The sequence below is a fragment of the Nocardioides sp. P5_E3 genome, assembly GCF_054049275.1.
On the sequence record NZ_JBFUMR010000004.1, the window covers coordinates 86134 to 105206 of the forward strand.

The following is a 19073-nucleotide window of genomic DNA, read 5'->3' on the forward strand; positions in this document are numbered from 1 at the left end:
TCCACCCGAGGGACGGGGGGTCCTACACGGCGATGTGCGCGACCTCGCCCTCGACCACCCGGCGCGGGGCGAGCTCGACGGTCAGCATCGCCACCAGGACCATCGACCCGCCCAGCAGCAGCCGCGTCGTCAGGTCCTCGCCGCCGAGCCAGACCGCGAAGAACGAGGCGAACACCGGCTCCATGCTCATGATGATCGCGCAGCGCGTCGGCGGGAGGTGCGCCTGCGCCCACGTCTGGCCGAGCAGGCCGAGCGCGCCGACCACCACCGCCATGTAGAGCACCGACCACCAGTCGGCGGCCCGGTCGGGCAGGACGATCCCGTCGGGCGCGGTCGCCAACGTGCACACCACCGCGATCACCATGACCTGCAGGATCGTCATGCCGACGGCGTCCTGGGCGGTCGACCACGCGCCGAGCCCGACGATGTGCAGCGCGTAGAGCACCGCCGACGCCAGGGTGATCAGCTCGCCGTAGCCGATGCTGAGCCCGTTGAGGGCGAGCACGCCGAGCCCGACGGTCGCGAGCGCGACGGCCGCCCAGGTGATCGGCGGGATCCGGGTGCCGAGGATCGCGGCGGCCAGCAGCGGGGTGCACACGACGTACAGGCCGGTGACGAAGCCGCTGATGCTCGCGGGGGTGTGCGCCAGGCCGGCGGTCTGGAGGATCTGCGCGACGCCGTAGAGGAGGCCGAGGACCATCGCGTGGCGGCGGACGACGGGGGAGAGCCGGCCGAGGGCCTTCGGCGCCACCACCAGCAGGGCGAGCGAGGCGATCGCGAACCGCAGGGCCAGGAAGTCGAGCGTCGGGACCCGCTCGAGGAGGTCCTTGATCATGAAGAACGTCGAGCCCCAGCACGCCGCCAGGGCCAGCAGGGCGGCCGTCGCGAGCAGGGACGTACGACGGGTCTGCTCGGCGTGCACGGACGAAATCTAGGTGGTCAGACGAGGAACAGCGTGATCGTGGAGCCCTTCGGGACCTCCTCGCCGGACCCCGGGTCGGAGCTGGCGACGAAGCCGAGCCCGAGGTAGGTGTCCGACTCCTTGGTCTCGACCTCGAAGCCGAGGCCCTCGAGCAGCTCGGTCGCGGCTTCGACGCCCATCGCCTGCACCCGCGGGACCTCGACCAGCTCGGGGCCGAGGGAGACCACGAACGACACCGTGTCGCCCCGGAAGAGGCTGGCCGTGGGCGGGTCCTGCGAGATGACGTCGCCCTCGGCGACGGTGTCGCTGTACTCCTCGCCGGTGACGCTGACCTGCAGCCCGCGCTTCTCGAGCGCGGCCGAGGCGTCGTCGAACGACTTGCCCGTCCAGTCCTTCACCTCGATCGGCTTGCGGCCACGGCTGAGCACGAGGTCGACGTTGGCGCCGGGCTTGAGGGTGGTGCCGGCCTTCGGCGACGTGCGGATGACCTGCCCCTCGGGGACTGTCTCGCTCCAGCGCGCCTTGCTCGCGCCGAAGGCGAGGTTGGTCGCGGCGAGCGCGTCCTGGGCCTGGTCCTCGGTCTGCCCGGCGAGGTCGGGCACGTCGTAGCGCTCGGGGCCCAGCGACAGGGTGAGCGTGACGGTGCCGCCGTCCAGCACCTTGCCGCCCGGTCCCGGGTCGGTGGCGATGACCAGCCCGGCGGTGACGTTCTCGCTGTACGCCGGCTCGCCGGCCTCGGCCTTGAGACCAGCGTCCTCCAGCTCGACGGTGGCGGCGGCCTCGTCGAGGCCCAGGACGCCGGGGGTGGTGGTGTAGCGCTCCCAGCCGAACCACCACGCGCCTGCCGCGACGCCACCGACCAGCAGCACCGACAGCAGGAGGAGCAGCGGGCCCTTCCTGGACCGGCGGCGCGCGGTCGTCTCGACCGGTGCCACCCGGGTCGGGGCACGACCCGGGGCCGGCCGCGCACTGGTCGGCGCGGCCGGGAGGGTGGTGGTCACGGCTCCCGTGGGAGGGATCGCGGTGCGCATCGGCTCGGTGACGGGGCCGCCGGCCGGCTCGTCGGTCCCGGCCGGTGCGGCAGGGGGAGCGGGGTGCCGCTCGAGGGCGGTGGTGCGGTCGGGGCTGCCGTCGTCGACGAGCCCCGAGTCGCGCGGGTCGACCTCGGTCAGCAGCGCGAGCGCGCCGGCGTCGAAGGGCTCGGGGGTGGTGTCGTCGGTGGAGGGGGCCTGGTCCCCCGTCTCGACCGCGCGCCGGGGGAGCAGGTCGCCAGCCAGCTCGGGGTCGGAGGCCAGGCCCTCGCGCAGCGCCTGCTCGACCCGGTGGAGGTGGTGCAGCAGGACGGTGGCGTCGGCCGGGCGCTGGTCGCGGTCGCGGGAGGTCGCGCGCGCCACCAGGGCGTCGACGTAGTCGGGGATGCCGGGCTCGACCAGCGACGGCATCGGCACGTCGTGGTGGACGTGACGGTAGGCCACCTGGATCGGTGACTCGCCCTCGTGGGGCTTCCTGCCGGTCAGCAGCTCGTAGAGCACCACTCCGGCGGCGTACACGTCGGCCCGGGCGTCGGAGCGGCCGTCGATCACCAGCTCCGGCGCGAGGTAGGAGACGGTGCCGATGAGCACGCCCCCGGTCGCGGTGTGCTGGGTGTCGGCGCTGACCGCCTTCGCGAGGCCGAAGTCGGCGACCTTGACGGTGCCACCGTGCGCCTCGTCGGCGATGAGGACGTTCTCCGGCTTCACGTCACGGTGGACCAGCCCGGCCCGGTGCGCGGCGGCGAGCGCGGAGATCACCGGCTCGAGCAGCGCCAGGGCCCGCGCCGGCGGCATCGGGGACTCCTTGCGCAGGACGTCGCGAAGGGTGTGGCCCGGGACGTACTCCATCACCAGGAAGATCGTGTCGGTGCCGTCGGAGGTGTCGTCGCCCTGGTCGTAGACACCCACGACGTGCGGGTGGTTGAGGCGGGCGGCGGCGCGCGCCTCACGCACGAAGCGCTGGGCGAACTCCTGGTCGTCGCCGAGTCCGGGATGCATCACCTTGACCGCCACGGTGCGGTCGAGCCGGGTGTCGGTGGCCTCGTAGACACTGGCCATGCCACCGCGAGCCACCCGGGCGAGGATGCGGTAGCGGCCGTCCAGCAGCCGTCCGACCAGGGGGTCGCCAGACGCACCGGGCGCGGTTGCGCGGGCGTGCTCGGGTGGCTCCACTGGTCGACCTCCAAGCCGGACCTGGGGCGAGACGGGGAAGGATCCGGCGCGCCCATCGTACGGAAGCAGCGCCTGCCCCCACGCTCAGGCGCGGTTCCGGCGTGGCGTCCGACGTGGTCGCGGTGCGCACGGAGGCAGGCACGCAGGCGTCAGGACGGTGGCCGACCGGCCTCGAGGCGTTGCTTGATCGCCACGACGTTGGCGACGTACGCGCGGGTCTCGTCGTACAACCCGTGCCGCCGCACCGCGCCGAGGCCCTGGTAGTAGGCGCCGATCTTGTGCGTACGACGATGGGTGTGGCGCGCGAGGACGTCGAGCAGCAGCACGCCGGCCGTGGCGTTGTCGCCGAGCCTGTCCAGGTCGAGCGGACGCCCGGCGTAGTGCTCCATCCAGCGTCCCGTCGAGGGCAGCACCTGCATGGCCCCGATGGCGTCGGCGTGCGAGACGAGGCCCATCTGCCACCCGGACTCCTGCCAGGACACCGCCAGCGCGAGCTGCGGGTCGACGCCGTGGTTGCGGGCTGCGCCGGCGATCACACGGCGGACCTTCTCGCGGTCCCGCTCGGGGTGCTGCCACATGGCGGTGGGGGTGCTCCCGCGGGTCTTGCCGACGACCGGGATCTCGATCCGCTGGCCGACCTCGAGCGCGCCGTCCCTGCCGAGGTGGTTGTGGGAGACGATCTCGGCCGTCCACGCGTGGAACTGCACGGCGAGGCCCGAGACGGTGTCGCCCGGCTCCACGACGTACGACACCAGCGTGCGGCCCGACGGGATCCGCTCGTGGTCGGCGTGCGCGGGCGTGGCCAGGCTCGACAGCGTGGTCACGGCGAGCACGAGCCCGGCGGCGCACCGCGCGAGCCGACGGAACGGGCGGGCCTGTGGGGCTGGTCGGGCCGGTCGGGGGTGTGGGGGCACGGGGTTGCTCCTCGTCACGTCCGCTGCGCCCGAGGGTCCGAGGCCCGCGGGAGGGAAGCGCGCGAACGAGCAGTCGACGCTAGCCACTGCGGGCCGCAGGACGCGAACGGCGGCCGGGCCGGGCGTGTCGCCCCGGCCACGGCCGCCGCGCGTGGGTGCTCCGGTCCGGGGCCGGTCAGCAGCCTCCGTTGAACGTGCTGAGCTCGAACTGGGGAGCCTTGATGGACTTCTCGTTGGGGGCGCGCATCGACCAGTAGCGCATCCAGTCCATCTGCATCCGGGCCGGGTCCATCGTCTTGCCCTTCTTCGCGCGCAGCTCGAACTTCAGCTGCCGCGGCACCGGGTCGAGGGCCTCGTTGCGGCGCTCGGTGTGGATGACGTGGGCGTCGACGAACCAGGAGATGTGGTCCTTGGCGACCTCGACGGCGTACGTGTGCCAGCGGTCGTTGCGCAGGTGGCGGCCGAGGAACCCGCGGTAGGAGCTGTTGGGGAGCGTGTGGACGTAGGACTTCACGGTGTTGGTGCCGAGCGTGAAGTTCTGGATGCCGATGTCGCGGCCGCCGCAGTGCTGGTCACGGGTGCCGCCGGGGACCAGCTCGGTGACGACCTTGAACGGCTTGCCGCCCTTGACCTTCGCCATGGTGCGGGCGCGCATCCGGATCTCCCAGCGACCGTAGGTGTGGCCCTTGAGGTCGAGGGTGGCCGACACGCTGCCGCGCCTGGTGCTCATCAGGGTGAGCATCCCGTTCTGGGTGCGGACGACGCCGCGGCCCTTCTTCTTCCAGAAGCCCGGCTTGGGGCCGATGAACTCCTGGCGGAACACGCCGTGCTGGTACCAGCCGAACGTGTTGCCGGCGTGGATCGGGCCGGGTGCGCCGTCGTAGTGGTCGGCCGAGGCGGGGGACACGACCGGGGAGAGCGTGAGCGCCAGCAGGCCCACGAGGGCTGCTGCGAGTGCGGATCGGAGGGGGTGCATCCCCGGCACGGTACGGACCACCCGCCGGGGTGACAACTTCGGCGGCCTCGCACGACTTCGCTGCTGCGAGGGCGCTCTCATAGGCTGCAGCCATGACTGACGTCCCCCTCGCCGACCGTGACCTGGCCGCCCTCGTCCCCGAGTGGCTCGACTGGAACCAGGTCGCCGAGCTGCTCGGCGTGACGCCGGGGAAGGTGCGCACGATGATCCGCGACCACGAGCTCGCCGCCGCGGTGCCCGTGCCGGGTGCCGGCCCGGGGGTGCCGGCCGACTTTATCCAGGACGGCCTGGTGGTCAAGGGGCTGCCCGGCCTGCTGGTGCTCCTCCACGACCACCGCTTCGACGACCGTGAGTGCATCGCCTGGCTCTTCACCGACGACGACCTCCCGGGCCGCCCGATCGACGCCCTCCGCGAGAACCGCGGCAGCGAGGTCAAGCGCCGCGCCCAGGTGCTGGAGTACTGATGGCCCCGGCCGCGTCGACGGGCAGGCAGCGCTACCGCTGGCTGCTGCTCCTCGCGGCGGCGACGATGCTCGTCGCCTGGCTGGTCTCCGGCGGCGGTCAGGGCGACGACGACCCCGCCGGTGACGGCGGGTCGACCTCGTCGACGTCCTCGTCCGCGGACGACACGACCGACGCGACCGGCGCGACCGACGCGGCGAGCGGCCTGCCCGTCGTACGCCTTGCCGCCCTCCCGCCCGAGGCGGCACGGACCGTCGAGCTGATCGACGCCGGCGGGCCGTTCCCCGAGCCCGACCACGACGGCGGCACCTTCGGCAACCGTGAGGAGCTGCTGCCCGACCAGCCGATGGGCTACTACCGGGAGTACACGGTCCCCACGCCCGGTGTCGACGACCGCGGTGCTCGACGCATCGTGGCGGGCGACGACGGCGAGGAGCTCTACTGGACCGACGACCACTACGGCTCGTTCGCACTCATCAGGAGGTAGGGACGTGACCGAGCGAAGCGAGGGAACCATCCAGTGCAGCGCGGGTCGAGCCTCATGGGCGCACGGAGCGAAGCGAGTACGTCCATGAGCGGACTCGCAGCGGTGCTGGCAGGGCACGAACCCGCGGGCATCCATCTCTGGCACGGCGCGTTCGACGTCGCTGACGTACGCCACTCCGTCGAGCACGCCGGCTGGGGCTTCGGCTGGGTGGACGGCTGGACCGGCGCCGACACGAAGCCGGCCTTCCTCGCGGCGGTGGGCGAGGCGCTCGACTTCCCCGACCACTACGGGCAGAACTTCGATGCCCTCGCCGACTGCCTCCACGACATCGGGAGCGGTCGCGACGGAGTCGTCCTGCTGTGGGACGGCTGGTCGACGCTCGCCCGCGCGGACGAGAAGGCCTTCAGCATCGCCCTCAGCGTGCTGGGCTCGCGGGTCAACGACGAGCGAGGCGTGCCGTTCACCGTGCTGCTGCGGGGCGAGGGTCCCGTCGTGCCCGGTGTCACCAGCCTCGACTAGACGTCGCAGCTAGACCGAGCGCTGGGTCGCCGCTGCCGCCAGCTCGACGAGCACGTCGCGCGCGTGCGCGTCGATGTCGGCTGCCCGGAGGGCCTCGACCGCGTGGTCGGACAGCTGGCCGATGACCGCCTCGACCTGCGCGCGCGCCCCGGAGTCGTCGATGATGCCGCGCAGCTCGTCGACGTCGGTGGCGGTGAGCGACGTGCCCAGCGCGGCGTCGAGGCGCTCGGCCGCGGCGCGGGGAGCGGCATCGAGCGCGAGGGCGACGAGCACCGTGCGCTTGCCCTCGACGAGGTCGTCGCCGGCCGGCTTGCCGGTCTCCTCCGGGTCACCGAACACCCCGAGCAGGTCGTCGCGCAGCTGGAACGCCTCGCCCAGGGGCAGGCCGAAGCGGCCGAGCTGCTCGAGCTGACTGGGCGTGGCCCCGGCGAGGGCGGCGCCGATGTGGATCGGGCGCTCGATGGAGTACTTGGCGGACTTGTAGCGCAGCACCGTCATCGCCGTCTCGACGTCCGCCCGGCCGCGCGCCTGCACGGAGACGTCGAGGAACTGGCCCGCGATGACCTCGTTGCGGCACTGCTCGAAGATGGCCAGCCCGGGAGCGACCTCCTCGGCGGGGAAGCCGCTGCGCCGCAGCATGTCCTCGGCCCAGCCGAGCAGGAGGTCGCCGAGCAGGATCGCGGCGGCGGCGCCGTACTGCTCGGGGTCGCCGCGCCACCCGGCGGCTCGGTGCTCGGCCTCGAACGCGCGGTGGGTCGCGGGCCGGCCGCGCCGGGTGTCGGAGGCGTCCATGAAGTCGTCGTGGACGAGCGCGCTGGCGTGCAGCACCTCCAGGGAGGCGCACGCCCGGGCCAGGGCCGCGTCGTCGTCGACCGACGGCCGGATGGCCCGGTGGCCCCAGTGGCAGAAGGCCGCCCGGAACCGCTTGCCCCCGCTGACCGCCGTACGTGCCTCGGCGATCAGGCGACCGGCGTCGGGACCGAGCGGGGCGAGCTCGGTCCCCCGCTCGTCGAGGAAGGCATCCAGCACCTGCTGGACCCGGTCGCGGAAGTCGGCGGGGTCCCAGGTCGTCACCCATTCAGCCTAAACACTGGACACGGCGCCGAGGACGGCGCGGTCCTCCGTAGGCTGTTGCGCATGACGCACGGACGGGGACAGAGCATGCGCGAGCTGCTCGCGCGCGGAGACCGGTCGTTCTCCTTCGAGTTCTTCCCGCCCAAGGACGAGGCCGGCGAGCAGCAGCTGTGGCAGGCCATCACCGATCTCGAGCCCTACGGGCCGACGTTCGTGTCGGTCACCTACGGCGCGGGCGGCACGACGCGCGACCGCACGGTGGCTATCACCGAGCGGATCGCCCGGGAGACCAGCATGCTCCCGGTCGCGCACCTGACCTGTGTCGGGCACACGACCGACGAGATCGCCGCGATCCTCGACGACCTCGGCAACGCGGGCGTCGAGCACGTGATGGCGCTGCGGGGCGACCCGCCCGGAGGTCCCGGCACGCCGTGGACGCCCACGGAGGGTGGGCTCACGTACGCGAACGAGCTGGTCGCACTGATCAGGGAGCGCACCGACATGCGCATCGGCGTCGCCGCCTTCCCCGAGGGCCACGTCGACGCGGCGGACCTCGACCAGGACGCGCAGGTGCTCAAGGCCAAGCACGACGCCGGTGCGGAGTTCGCGGTCACCGACATGGTGCTGCGAGCCTCCGACTACGTCGCGCTGGTCGAGCGGGCCGCCGCCGTCGGGGCCGACTTCCCGATCATCCCGGGCATCATGCCGATCCTGAACCTGCGCTCGATGGAGCGGATGGTCGAGTTCTCCCGCCGCCAGCTGCCCGAGGAGACCACGGCCCGCCTCACGCCGTACGCCGACGACCCGGCCCGGCTGCGGGCCGAGGGCATCGCGATCGCGACGGAGCTGTGCGCGACGCTGCTCGACGCCGGGGCGCCGGGCCTCCACTTCTACACGCTCAACCGGTCCAAGGCGACGCGCGAGATCTTCGCCAACCTGCAGATCACCGTCTGACGCGCATGCAGACCGTCACCGTGACCGGCACCGGCGTGGTCGCCGTCGTGCCGGACAGCGCGGTGGTGCGGCTCGCGGCCGTGGCACGGGGCAGCAGTGTCGCCGAGGCCTACGCGGCGATGGCTGCGGCCGCCGCCACCGTCGTGGAGGTCGCGCACCGCCGCACCGAGGAGCGCCGGGTCGCCTCCTCCGGCATCTCCGTGTGGCCGGCGCGCGACCACGAGGGGCGCGAGGCCGGCTACGAGGCGCGGCACTCCTACGCGATCGCGTGCCCGGACCTGGCGACCGCCGGGGCGTTGCTGAGCGACCTGACGGGCGAGGTCGGCGACTCGCTCGCGATCGACGGGGTGGCCCTGGAGGTCACCGAGGACCACGGAGCCGGTGCCCGGGCCCGCGAGGCCGCGTTCCACGACGCGCGCGAGCGGGCGGCCGAGCTGGCCCGGATGGCCGGTGCGGGACTCGGCGCCGTGCAGACGATCGTCGAGGGCGATGCCGACCGAGGCCCCTCGCCGATGCCGAAGATGGCGCTGGCCCGCGCGTCGGCAGGTGACCTCGAGCCGGGCGAGGCGTCGGTCGCCACCACCGTCACGGTGGTGTGGGAGCTCGCCTACTGACGTGGGGCCCGGCCGACCATCTCGGCGACCAGCGCGGCACTGAGTCCGGTGAACGGCAGGCCCGACCCGGTGGTGGCGTGCGCCCCGGCGGCCAGCACGCCGGCGATCGGCGTCCGCGGGCCAAGCCGCGCGCGGGCCGTGCGGGGACCCTGCCACTGCACGCCGTGCGGCGAGCCGCCCCACGCCTCGACGAGGTCGGCAGGCGTGCGGTCGACGCGGGCGACGACCTGACTGCGGACGTCGAGGCCGTGGCGCGCCAGCGCCGTCAGGACGTCCTCCGCGATGAGGCCGCGTGCCAGCACCGTCCATGCCGCCGCACCGTCCGGCGCCCGGCCACCCGTGCGCACCACCAGCAGCGGGTCTCCGTGGAGCACCACCTCGTGGGGCAGGTCGGGCACCTCGCCCTCGAGCCCCACGTGGCACACGACCGGCGGGAAGGCAGGCATCGTGCGCCGGACGTACGACGCGAGGGCGGGCAGCCGCCGCGGGTCGATCGCGACGACCACGTGGTCGGCGTCGACCTCGCCGACCGCGGTCCGGACCGCCGCGACCCGGCCGTCGCGCACGACGAGGTCGATCGCCGGAGTGCCGGTCAGCACGGTGACGCCCCGCAGCGCGAGGCGGTCGGCCATCGCCACGCCGAGGGCGGCGAGCCCGCCGGGGACGGTCCACGACCCGAAGCGCTGCTCGAGGTAGACGTCGACGCCGGCGAGCACGGGCGCCCGGCGCAGGTCGTGGCCGTCCATCACGACCCGGTGGCCGGCGAGCAGCCGCAGCCGCTCGTCGTCGAGCGACCGACGAAGCCGCTTGTGCAGCGACTCGCGCCGGTCGAGCATCGCCACGAGCTCGCGTGGCGCGACGTCGGGGTCGTAGGGCCGCTCGTACCACTCCTTGCGCAGCAGCTCCCACAGCTCGCCGTACGACGCCACGTGGTCGACCCACTGCCGGCCGAGGCCCGCGCCGAGGGACTCGACGGCCGCGAGCTGGCCGGCTCGCGAGCCGCCGGGGAGCCGCACCGTCGAGCCGTCGGCGAAGCGGTGCTCGCGGACCAGGTCGAGCGGCTGGAGGTCGAGCTCGCGCTCGAGCGGGCGGCCCGACTTCCGGAACAGGTCGCGCACGACCGCCGGCAGGAGCGTCGTGGTCGGCCCGGCGTCCCACGCGAAGCCGTCGCGCTCGACCGTGGTCAGCGCGCCCCCGAGGTGCTCGGCGCGCTCGAGGATCGTGACCGCGTGGCCCAGCTTGGCCAGCCGGGCAGCGGCCGCCATGCCGCTGAAGCCACCTCCGACCACCACCACACGAGCCACGGGGGAACCCTAGGCGTCCGCTAAATCGCCCGCTCGACGGGTTCCTTGTTCTTCCAGCGTCGCCAGCCGCGGCGCACCAGCCGGGTGAGGACCAGCAGCAGGCCCAGGCCGGTGAGGAGCAGGACACCGGCGATCGCGGCGGCTGCCTGCGGGTGCTCGAGCGAGAACCACACCACCCCGAGCACGGCGGCGTCCTCGGTGAGGCTGGCCCCGATGTTGGTCACCGGCTCGGGGGAGGAGTTGATGGCCAGCCGGCCGCCCGCCTTCGCCAGGTGGCTCAGGAGTGCCGTGCCCCCGCCGACGACGCCGAGCACGGCCTGGTCCAGCGAGGCGGCGTCGCCGGCGAGCAGCACGCCGATGACCGCGCCGACGGTCGGCCGGATCGCGGTGGAGATGGCGTCCCAGGTCGAGTCGATGTAGGGGATCTTGTCGGCGACGAACTCCATCGCGAACATGAAGCCGGCCGCGGCCAGCACGTCCCACCGGCCGAGGGCGTCTGGGATGTCGGCGTAGGAGCCGACCCGGTCGGCGATGCCCAGCACCAGCACGACGAGGTAGGCGTTGATGCCGCTCGCCCACCCGCTGGAGAAGGTGAGGGCCAGGGCGTCCATCAGCGGGTCCCCATCAGTCCACCTCGACCTCGACCGCGCCGGTCATGGTCACCAGCTCGTCGTACGACGTCGAGAACACCGCGGCGGGGTGGCCGGCCGCAGCCCACACGACGTCGTGCCGACGCAGCCACGGGTCGATCCAGGTGCGGATCGGCGCCGGGTGGTCGATGGGGGAGACGCCGCCGATCACCTGACCGGTGTGGCGGCGCACGAAGTCGGGGTTGGCACGCTTGAGCCGGGTCACGCCGATGCGGTCGGCGACCGACGCCGTGTCGACGCGGTGGGCACCGGAGGTGAGGATGAGGACGGGCTCGCCGTCACCGTCGAAGAGCAGGCTGTTGGCGATGGCGCCGACCTCGCACCCGAGCGCCGCCGCGGCGAGTGCCGCAGTGTGGGCGCTGTCGGGCAGGATGACCACGTCACCGGCGCCGCCGCGCCGGGTGAGGTCGCCTCGAAATGAGGTGATCGATGCGTGCTCGGTCGACATGATGCGAGCCTAGCGACGAACGACGACGATCCTCAGGGGGACTTCAAGATGGCGCGCGACCTGCCGGGATCCGTGGTCAACAGCATGCGAGTGCTCGGACTGATCGTGGCCACGTCCGGCGTGATCACGCTGCTGATCTGGCTGATGCGCGACGACGTCATCCTCGGCTGGGCCAAGGGCAACCCGTCGGCGCAGGAGATCCTCTCCCAGGGCGGCATCGAGCTGCTGCGCGACAGCCCCATCGTGCCGGGGTTCGTCGCCCTCTCGGTCGTCGCGTTCGTCGGCTTCGCCCTGCTGGTGCTCGTGCTCGGCTCCTTCTTCGTCGGCGGCTACGGCTGGACCCGCCCGGTCCTCACCGCCACCGCCGGCGTCGGCGTGCTGGTCGGCGTGGTCGGCCTCGACAACAACCTCCCGGTCATCTTCGTGGTGCTGTCGGCCCTGGTGATCGTCGAGGGCCTGGTGCTGTCGTTCTTCCTCTGGCAGCGCGAGACGACGGCCTACCTGCGTCGGGTCTGACGTCCGCTCGGCGCGTCCGCCGCGCGGTCCACTCCCGTCGTCCTCGGGCTCCGTCCTCGGCTTCGTCCTCGGGAGTCGCGTCAGCCCTTGACGGGCTGTCGGTGGGGGGTAGTACCGTTCTCGTTGTTCGAACATGTGTTCGATGCGACCCGGGTGGCGGTGACCTCGACCCCCACCGTCCCCCGGGTCGGCCCCGGGGTCGACGGATGTGCGAGGAGGCGCGATGAGGCAGTACGACGACCCCGTCGAGGTGCGACGAGGCGAGGCCGAGGACCCCGACCAGTTCCTGTGGCGGGGCAGGTTGTGGAAGGTGCGCGCAGTCGTCGCGCACTGGGTGGAGACCGGTCCCTGGTGGCAGGGCGCGTCCGACGGCGGGTCCGACGGCGGGTCCGACGGCGGGTCCGACGGCGCGGAGTCGAGGACGATCACCGACCTCGTCGCCGAGCGCGAGCTGTGGCGGGTGGAGGCCGGCCGCGGGATCCAGGGCGGGCGGCAGCAGTCGGGCGACCAGCAGTCCTACGGCGTCTTCGACCTCTCCTTCGACTGGACCGACGGGCGCTGGCAGCTCGTCGGGTGCCTGGACTGAGGGCCGGCGATGACCTCGACGACCAGCCCCGGGCCCTCCGTCGGACCCCACATGCTCCCCGCCACCTCGCACTCCTACCTCGAGCGGTCCGCGACGTCGCTGCGCGACTCCATCACGGCGCGCGACGTGCCGACCCGCTACGCCTGCGCCCACGTCGCGGCGCTCTGCGCCGCGGCCGCCCTGCTCGCGGCCCGGGCCCGCCCGGCCCCGCGGGGCCGCCGGCAGAAGAACGCGTGGGTCCTGCTCGCCGAGGTGGCCCCCGAGCTGACCGAGTGGGCGAGCTTCTTCGCCGCCGGTGCCGGCAAGCGCGCCGCCGCCGAGGCCGGGTCCACCCGGGCCGTGACCGAGCGGGAGGCCGACGACCTGTTGCGCGACGCCGACCGGTTCCTCGCCGTGGTCGAGCAGGCGCTCGGCCTGGTCCCGCACGCCAGCGTCGCCTGAGGGCGGGGCGAGGTGTCGTCAGACCCGTTCGTCCACCTCCACGTCGCCTCCGGGTTCTCCCTGCGATACGGCGCGTCCCACCCCCACGTGCTCGTCCAGCGGGCGGTCGAGCACGGCATGGACACCCTTGCCCTCACCGATCGTGACGGCACCTACGGCGCGGTGAAGTTCGTGGGCGCCGCCCGCCGGGCCGGCATCCGGCCGGTGCTCGGGGTCGACCTCGCGGTCGCCCCGACCACCGACATGGCGACCGGGGGCGCGTCGACCGGGGGAGGTGGGCGCCCGCCCCGACGTCGTACGCCGGCGCGCGGGGGCGTGTCCCGCGACAGGTCACCGCAGCAGGGGGGCGGCGCCCGCGTCACCTTCCTGGCCATGGGCCGGGCAGGCTGGGCGTCCCTGTGCCGGATGGTGTCCTCGGTCCACCTGTCCGGGGAGCGCGGGCGACCCGTCGCAACGCTCGACCTGCTGGCCCCCCACCTCGCGGGCGGTGACGTGCTCGTGCTGCTCGGGCCGTCCTCGGAGCTGGGCGCGGTCGCCACCCGGCGCCGCGACGACCTCGGCCCGACGGTGCTGGCGCCGTGGCTCGAGGTGGTGCCCCGCCCCAACCTGGTCGTCGAGCTGGTGTCCCACCGGCTCGGCCGACGCGGGGGCGCCTGGGGGCCGGGCACGTCGGCCCACGCCGCGCGGATGGCCGGTCTCGCCCGCCGCGCCGGCCTCACGACGGTGCTGACCAACGCGGTGCGCTACACCGACCGGCTCGACGCGCCGACGGTCGACGTGCTCGACGCGGCCCGCCGACTGGTGCCCTTGGGCTCGGCCGGGCTGCGCGACGTCGGTCCCGACGGCGCTCGCGGCAACGCCGAGGGGTTCCTCAAGTCCGGCAAGCAGATGCACGAGGTGGCCGACGAGATCTGCCGCCTCGCCGGGCTGGGCGACAGCGAGCAGGAGGCGAGGCGGTTGCTCGCCCGCACGCGGGCGGTCGCCGACCGGTGCGCGCTCGACCCGCGAACCGACCTCGGCATCGGCGAGGTGCACTTCCCGGAGCTCGAGCTCCCCGACGCGGGCCCGCACCGCACGGCAGACGCGCTGCTGCGCGCCCGCTGCGAGGCGGCGATCGGCTGGCGCTACGGCACCGGCCCGAGGATGCGGGTCTGGAAGCGGCTCGACGACGAGCTCGAGACCATCCGGACCCTGGGCTACGCGTCCTACTTCCTGACCGTCGCCGACGTCACCGACCTGATCGGTGAGATGGGCGTCCGTCGTGCCGCGCGCGGGTCCGGCGCCGGCAGCCTCGTCAATTACCTGCTCGGCATCTCCGGGGTCGACCCGATCCGCCACGGCCTGCTGATGGAGCGGTTCCTGTCGCCCCTGCGTGCCTCGCTGCCCGACATCGACGTCGATGTGGAGTCCGCCCGGCGCGAGGAGGTCTACCGCGCGATCCTCGACCGCTTCGGCGGCGAGCGGTGCGTCACCGTCTCGATGATGGACACCTACCGGGTCCGCCACGCGGTCCGTGACGTCGGCGCCGCCCTCGGCATGCCGCCGGGGGAGGTGGACGCGATCGCCAAGGCGTTCCCCCACGTCCGTGCCCGCGACGCCCGCTCGGCGCTCCGCGACCTGCCCGAGCTGCGGGCCAGCGGGCTCGGTGACGGCGCACTCGACCGCTTCTTCGGACTGGTCGAGCGGCTCGACGGGCTGCCGCGCCACATCGCGATGCATCCCTGCGGGGTGCTGCTCTCTGACGTGACGCTGCTCGACCGCACACCCGTCGAGGCGTCCCACGCCGGGTTCCCGATGAGCCAGTTCGACAAGGACGACGTCGAGGAGCTCGGCCTGCTCAAGCTCGACGTGATCGGCATCCGGATGCAGTCGGCGATGGCCCACGCGGTCGCCGAGGTGCGCCGCGTCGACGGGGTGCACGTCGACCTCGACGACGAGGCGCAGGTGCCGTTCGACGACGCCACGACCTACGACCTCATCAGCAGCGCCAAGACCCTGGGCGTCTTCCAGATCGAGTCACCCGGACAGCGCGAGCTCGTCGGCAAGTCCGGCATCGAGACCTTCGACGACATCATCACCGACATCTCGCTGTTCCGCCCCGGCCCGGTCAAGAGCGACATGATCACGCCCTACCTCGAGGCCAAGCACGGGTGGCGGGACGTCCACTACCTCCACGACGACCTGCGCCCGATCCTCGAGGGCACCCGCGGAGTGGTGGTCTTCCACGAGCAGGTGATCGAGATCATCGCGACGTTCGGCGGTGTCTCCTACGCCGAGGCCGACGAGAAGCGCCGTGCACTCGGGAGCACCGACGGGATGGCCGCCACGAGGACGTGGTTCCTCCCGCGCGCCCTGGGCCAGGGCTACGACCTCGCGCTGGTCGAGCGCATCTGGACGGTCCTCGAGGCGTTCGCGTCGTTCGGCTTCTGCAAGGCCCACGCCGCCGCGTTCGCCCTGCCGACCTACCAGTCGGCGTGGCTCAAGGCCCACTGGCCGGCGCACTTCCTCGCCGGGGTGCTGACCCACGACCCGGGCATGTACCCCAAGCGCCTGATCCTCGACGACGCCCGCCAGGTCGGGGTCGGCGTACGGGGGCTCGACGTCAACGCCAGCGCATCGGCCTACGTCGTGGAGCGCGCCGACGACGACGCCGACGGACCCCGGAGCCATGCGATCCGGCTCTCCCTCACCGACGTCAAGGGCATCAGCGCCGCCGAGGTGGCCCGCATCGTCGAGGCACGCGGGGGCGGCCGCTACGCCTCGCTGTCGGACTTCTTCCACCGAGCCCGGGTCTCCCGGCCGACCCTCGAGCGGCTGGTGCTGGCCGGCGGGTTCGACGGGGTCTACGGCATCGCGACGGGCGAGCAGGCCCTCGACCGGCGCGGTCGGATCACGCGGCGCGACCTGCTGCTGCAGGTCGCCGAGCTCGACCTCCAWGCGCGTCTGGTCGACCGGGCCTCGCGGGCGCGCGGTCGGGGCCTGACCAGGCGGAGCGCGCCGTCGACGGCTGCCACTGCTGCGACCGACGCCGCTGCCCGCAACAGCACCGACCCCGCGGTGCGGGACGGCTCAGGGTCGACGGAGCGGCACGCGCTGGCCGAGGCCGGCGTCTGGGCGCGTGCCTCCGCGCAGTCGCGGGCGACGCGGCCGGTGATCGAGGCCGCGTCGGTCCAGCTCACGCTGGAGCTCGGTGACGAGCCGGGCCGGCCGGGGGAGCGGGCGACCGGGTTGCCGGAGATGACCACGTGGGAGCGGATGCGCGCCGAGCTGGAGATCCTGGGCCTCGACGTCAGCCAGCACGCGGTCACGCCCTACGCCTCGCTCCTCGATGCGCTCGAGGTGACCCGCAGCCGCGACCTGCTCCGCCGGCGCAGCCGGTCCGAGCTGCTCGTGGCGGGGGTGAAGGTCGCGACCCAGACGCCGCCGATCAGGTCGGGGCGGCGCGTGGTGTTCCTGACCCTCGACGACGGCACCGGCCCGGTCGACGCGACCTTCTTCGAGGACGCCCAGGGGCCCTACGCCGCGACCGTGTTCTCTTCCTGGTTGCTGCTCGTGCGCGGCGAGCTGCGGCGCACCGGCCGCCGGGGCGTCTCGCTGCGTGCCACCGGTGCCTGGGACCTCCCCGCGCTGCACGCCCTCTGGCAACGTGCCCGCACCACAGACGAGGCGCTCGAGCAGGTGCGCGCCGAGCTGTCCCGACGACCCGACCCCATCGAGGAGGGCGCGGGCGAACCCGCCGAGCGGCGGGCCCTCGTCCACTCCAGCGGCTTCCGGCTCTCGCCCTACGCCGACGTCGCGCCGGCCGGTGACCCCGCCCGCGACGTCGGGCGCAAGCTCGGGGCGGCCCCCGGCGCCGAGCCCCGGGTCGGAGACCAGGCCCCGTCCCGCACCCTCTGGCACCGCAGTCCCGGGAGCCCCGGATGAACGGCGCCGGCGCTACGACACGCCGCCCGTTCTGCGCGTGCGGCCGCAGCGGGGCCCCGCACGCCGAGCCACTAGGGTTGCGTCCATGGCCCAGCCGACCGCGAGCTCCTCTGCCAGCGAGCGCCGCCAGTCCGTCCGCACCGGCGTGGTCTGGGAGGGCGTACGCCGCCTCCTCGAGTCCGGCGACGCGACCGACGGGCGGCAGGCCCGCATCGTCGACATCGGCGGAGGCACCGGCGGGTTCGCCGTCCCGCTCGCCGAGCTGGGCCACACCGTGCAGGTCATCGACCCCAGCCCCGACGCCCTCGCCTCCCTCGACCGGCGCGCTCGCGAGGCCGGCGTCGCCGACCGGGTCACGGGTCAGCAGGGCGACCTGTCCGACCTGCCTGACCTCGCCGACGAGGCCGACCTGGTCCTGTGCCACGGCGTCCTCGAGATGGTCGACGACCCCGCGGCCTCCCTCGCCTCGATCGCCGACGTGCTGCGTCCCGGCGGCCACCTCAGCCTGCTCGTCGCCCAGCGGCACGCCGCCGTCGTGGCGCGCRCCATGGCCGGCCACTTCCAGGCCGCCCGCGAGCTCCTCGAGGACGCGCCCGACGGCTCGGCCGGTCCCGCGTCCGGCGGCTCGTTCGGGCGCGGCGGGCGCCGGCTCACCCACGACGAGGTCGTCGACCTCCTGGCCGGCGCTGATCTGCACCCCGAGTGGGTCCACGCCGTCCGGGTCTTCGCCGACCTGGTGCCGGGCAGCCTCCTCGACCTCGAGCCCGGCGCCACGGCGGCGCTGGTCGAGCTCGAGAAGGCCGTGGCCACCCGCCCCGAGTACCTCCCGCTCGCTGCCCAGCTCCACGTGGTCGCGCGCCGCTGACCGTCGCCCCGACGGGGGCGGGCGATGACCGAGACCCCGCTGCTCCACGTCGACATGGACGCGTTCTACGCCTCCGTCGCGCTCCGCGAGCGCCCTGACCTGGTCGACCAACCGGTCGTGGTGGGCGGCAGCGGTCGAGGCGTGGTGCTGGCCGCCAACTACGTCGCCCGCCGCTACGGCATCCGGTCGGCGCTGCCGATGACCCGTGTCCGCCGCCTCTGCCCGCACGTCGTGGTGCTCCCGCCCGACTACTCCACCTTCACCAGCGTCTCTGCCTCGGTGATGGAGACGTTCCGCGACGTCACCCCGGTGGTGGAGGCGATGTCGCTCGACGAGGCGTTCCTCGACGTGAGGGGGTCGACGCGACGCCTCGGCACCCCCGCCGAGATCGCCGAGCACCTGCGCGCGACGATCCACGACGAGCAGGGCATCACCTGCTCCGTCGGGGTGGCGGCGTCGGTGTCGGTGGCCAAGGTGGCGAGCCGGCGTGCGAAGCCCGACGGCGTGGTGGTGGTGCCTCCGGCGGAGGTCACGTCGTTCCTGCATCCCCTCGAGGTCGGCGAGCTCTACGGCGTGGGGGAGAAGACGCAGGCACTCCTGAACCGCTTCGGCCTGGTCACGGTCGGCGACGTCGCCCACACCCCGCTCCAAACCCTCCAGCGTGCGGTCGGCGACCACCTCGGTCGCCAGCTCCACCACCTGGCGTGGGGCACCGACCGCAGCGACCTCACCCCGACGGCGGGTCCGCACGAGCCCGAGCGGTCCATGGGGGCCGACGAGACCTTCGCACGCGACACCGACGACCGCGACGTGATCGTCCGCGAGCTGCTGCGCCTCTCGGCCCGCGTCGCCGGACGCATGCGCGCGGCGGGAGTGGCCGGCCGCACCGTCACCCTCAAGGTGCGGTTCGCCGACTTCACCACCATCACCCGTTCGCGCACGATGCCGGAGGCCACCGACGTCACCGTCGAGGTGCACCGCGCGGTGACCCGTCTCTACGACGCGCTCGGTCTCCAGCGTGCGCGCCTGCGACTGGTCGGCGTACGGGTGGAGGGACTGGTGCCGCGGGCGACGGTCCACCGGCAGCTCGTCCTAGGCGAGCCGGAGCACGGATGGGCCGAGGCCGACCGTGCAGTGGACCGCGCGACACGGCGGTTCGGGGCGGCGGCAGTCCGTCCGGCGAGCCTGGTGTGACGTCCTGCTCCTTCCCCGG

Annotated in this window: 19 protein-coding genes and 1 pseudogene; 11 read left to right on the forward strand and 9 right to left on the reverse strand. The window is 73.7% G+C overall.

The genetic code is table 11. From position 1 onward, the window contains the following. Positions 1–22: 22 nt before the first annotated feature. The 5 genes and pseudogenes from ACXJKB_RS03420 to ACXJKB_RS03440 form a co-directional block, all read right to left on the reverse strand. Positions 23–922 (reverse strand): DMT family transporter, encoded by a 900-nt coding sequence (locus tag ACXJKB_RS03420; protein ID WP_457185429.1) that lies wholly within the window; start codon positions 920–922, stop codon positions 23–25. A gap of 17 nt (positions 923–939) precedes the next feature. Further along, on the reverse strand, positions 940–1953 hold the full coding sequence (locus ACXJKB_RS03425; protein WP_457185620.1) for a PASTA domain-containing protein: 1014 nt from the start codon (positions 1951–1953) through the stop codon (positions 940–942). A 240-nt stretch (positions 1954–2193) separates the two neighbouring features. Beyond that, positions 2194–3126, reverse strand: a pseudogene (locus ACXJKB_RS03430) (protein kinase domain-containing protein); the annotation flags it as partial. A gap of 149 nt (positions 3127–3275) precedes the next feature. Further along, entirely contained in the window at positions 3276–4040 is a 765-nt protein-coding gene (locus ACXJKB_RS03435) for a transglycosylase SLT domain-containing protein (RefSeq protein ID WP_457185431.1), read from the reverse strand. Between the two features lie 175 nt (positions 4041–4215). Next, positions 4216–5016, reverse strand: a complete 801-nt coding sequence (locus ACXJKB_RS03440) for a glycoside hydrolase family 16 protein (protein WP_457185434.1) — start codon at positions 5014–5016, stop codon at positions 4216–4218. 92 nt (positions 5017–5108) lie between these two features. Between ACXJKB_RS03440 and ACXJKB_RS03445 the strand changes: the two genes are divergently transcribed. From ACXJKB_RS03445 to ACXJKB_RS03455, 3 genes are all read left to right on the forward strand, one after another. Further along, positions 5109–5480, forward strand: coding sequence for an Rv2175c family DNA-binding protein (locus tag ACXJKB_RS03445; RefSeq protein ID WP_457185436.1), 372 nt, complete (start codon positions 5109–5111; stop codon positions 5478–5480). Continuing rightward, entirely contained in the window at positions 5480–5965 is a 486-nt protein-coding gene (locus tag ACXJKB_RS03450) for a ribonuclease domain-containing protein (protein WP_457185438.1), read from the forward strand. Before ACXJKB_RS03445 ends, ACXJKB_RS03450 begins: the two co-directional genes overlap by 1 nt. Before the next feature lie 84 nt (positions 5966–6049). Next, positions 6050–6484: a barstar family protein gene (locus ACXJKB_RS03455; protein ID WP_457185440.1), complete on the forward strand. Its 435-nt coding sequence runs from the start codon at positions 6050–6052 to the stop codon at positions 6482–6484. 9 nt (positions 6485–6493) lie between these two features. Here the strand turns inward: ACXJKB_RS03455 and ACXJKB_RS03460 are convergent, their stop codons facing one another. Continuing rightward, positions 6494–7558 (reverse strand): polyprenyl synthetase family protein, encoded by a 1065-nt coding sequence (locus ACXJKB_RS03460; RefSeq protein ID WP_457185442.1) that lies wholly within the window; start codon positions 7556–7558, stop codon positions 6494–6496. Between the two features lie 63 nt (positions 7559–7621). Between ACXJKB_RS03460 and metF the strand changes: the two genes are divergently transcribed. Together metF and ACXJKB_RS03470 are read left to right on the forward strand one after the other, a co-directional pair. Further along, the gene (gene metF, locus ACXJKB_RS03465; protein ID WP_457185444.1) at positions 7622–8512 is read left to right on the forward strand and encodes a methylenetetrahydrofolate reductase [NAD(P)H]; all 891 of its coding nucleotides are present in this window, start codon (positions 7622–7624) and stop codon (positions 8510–8512) included. Between the two features lie 5 nt (positions 8513–8517). After that, complete coding sequence (locus tag ACXJKB_RS03470; protein ID WP_457185446.1) at positions 8518–9126, forward strand: SIMPL domain-containing protein; 609 nt, start codon at positions 8518–8520, stop codon at positions 9124–9126. Here ACXJKB_RS03470 and ACXJKB_RS03475 read toward each other — a convergent pair. Genes ACXJKB_RS03475 through ACXJKB_RS03485 form a run of 3 tightly spaced genes read right to left on the reverse strand, consistent with a single transcriptional unit; the run spans position 9120 to position 11528 of the window. Next, positions 9120–10430: a phytoene desaturase family protein gene (locus ACXJKB_RS03475; protein WP_457185448.1), complete on the reverse strand. Its 1311-nt coding sequence runs from the start codon at positions 10428–10430 to the stop codon at positions 9120–9122. The two genes, ACXJKB_RS03470 and ACXJKB_RS03475, sit on opposite strands and share 7 nt — an antisense overlap. Positions 10431–10450: 20 nt before the next feature. Next, complete coding sequence (locus ACXJKB_RS03480) at positions 10451–11041, reverse strand: DUF4126 domain-containing protein (protein WP_457185450.1); 591 nt, start codon at positions 11039–11041, stop codon at positions 10451–10453. A gap of 13 nt (positions 11042–11054) precedes the next feature. Beyond that, the gene (locus ACXJKB_RS03485; RefSeq protein ID WP_457185452.1) at positions 11055–11528 is read right to left on the reverse strand and encodes a YbaK/EbsC family protein; all 474 of its coding nucleotides are present in this window, start codon (positions 11526–11528) and stop codon (positions 11055–11057) included. A gap of 48 nt (positions 11529–11576) precedes the next feature. Between ACXJKB_RS03485 and ACXJKB_RS03490 the strand changes: the two genes are divergently transcribed. The 6 genes from ACXJKB_RS03490 (at position 11577) to dinB (ending at position 19054) form a co-directional block, all read left to right on the forward strand. Beyond that, a complete protein-coding gene (locus ACXJKB_RS03490; RefSeq protein ID WP_457185454.1) occupies positions 11577–12044 on the forward strand; it encodes a hypothetical protein in 468 nt (155 codons plus the stop codon). Positions 12045–12267: 223 nt separating this feature from the next. Further along, on the forward strand, positions 12268–12630 hold the full coding sequence (locus ACXJKB_RS03495) for a DUF6504 family protein (protein ID WP_457185456.1): 363 nt from the start codon (positions 12268–12270) through the stop codon (positions 12628–12630). A 9-nt stretch (positions 12631–12639) separates the two neighbouring features. Further along, on the forward strand, positions 12640–13071 hold the full coding sequence (locus tag ACXJKB_RS03500; protein WP_457185458.1) for an SAV_6107 family HEPN domain-containing protein: 432 nt from the start codon (positions 12640–12642) through the stop codon (positions 13069–13071). 12 nt (positions 13072–13083) lie between these two features. After that, positions 13084–16995 carry a DNA polymerase III subunit alpha gene (locus ACXJKB_RS03505; RefSeq protein ID WP_457185460.1) on the forward strand — a complete coding sequence of 1304 codons (3912 nt, stop codon included), beginning with the start codon at positions 13084–13086 and terminating at the stop codon, positions 16993–16995. An 85-nt stretch (positions 16996–17080) separates the two neighbouring features. Next, complete coding sequence (locus tag ACXJKB_RS03510; protein ID WP_457185462.1) at positions 17081–17860, forward strand: methyltransferase domain-containing protein; 780 nt, start codon at positions 17081–17083, stop codon at positions 17858–17860. Positions 17861–17884: 24 nt separating this feature from the next. After that, a complete protein-coding gene (gene dinB / locus ACXJKB_RS03515; RefSeq protein WP_457185464.1) occupies positions 17885–19054 on the forward strand; it encodes a DNA polymerase IV in 1170 nt (389 codons plus the stop codon). Positions 19055–19073: the final 19 nt, after the last annotated feature.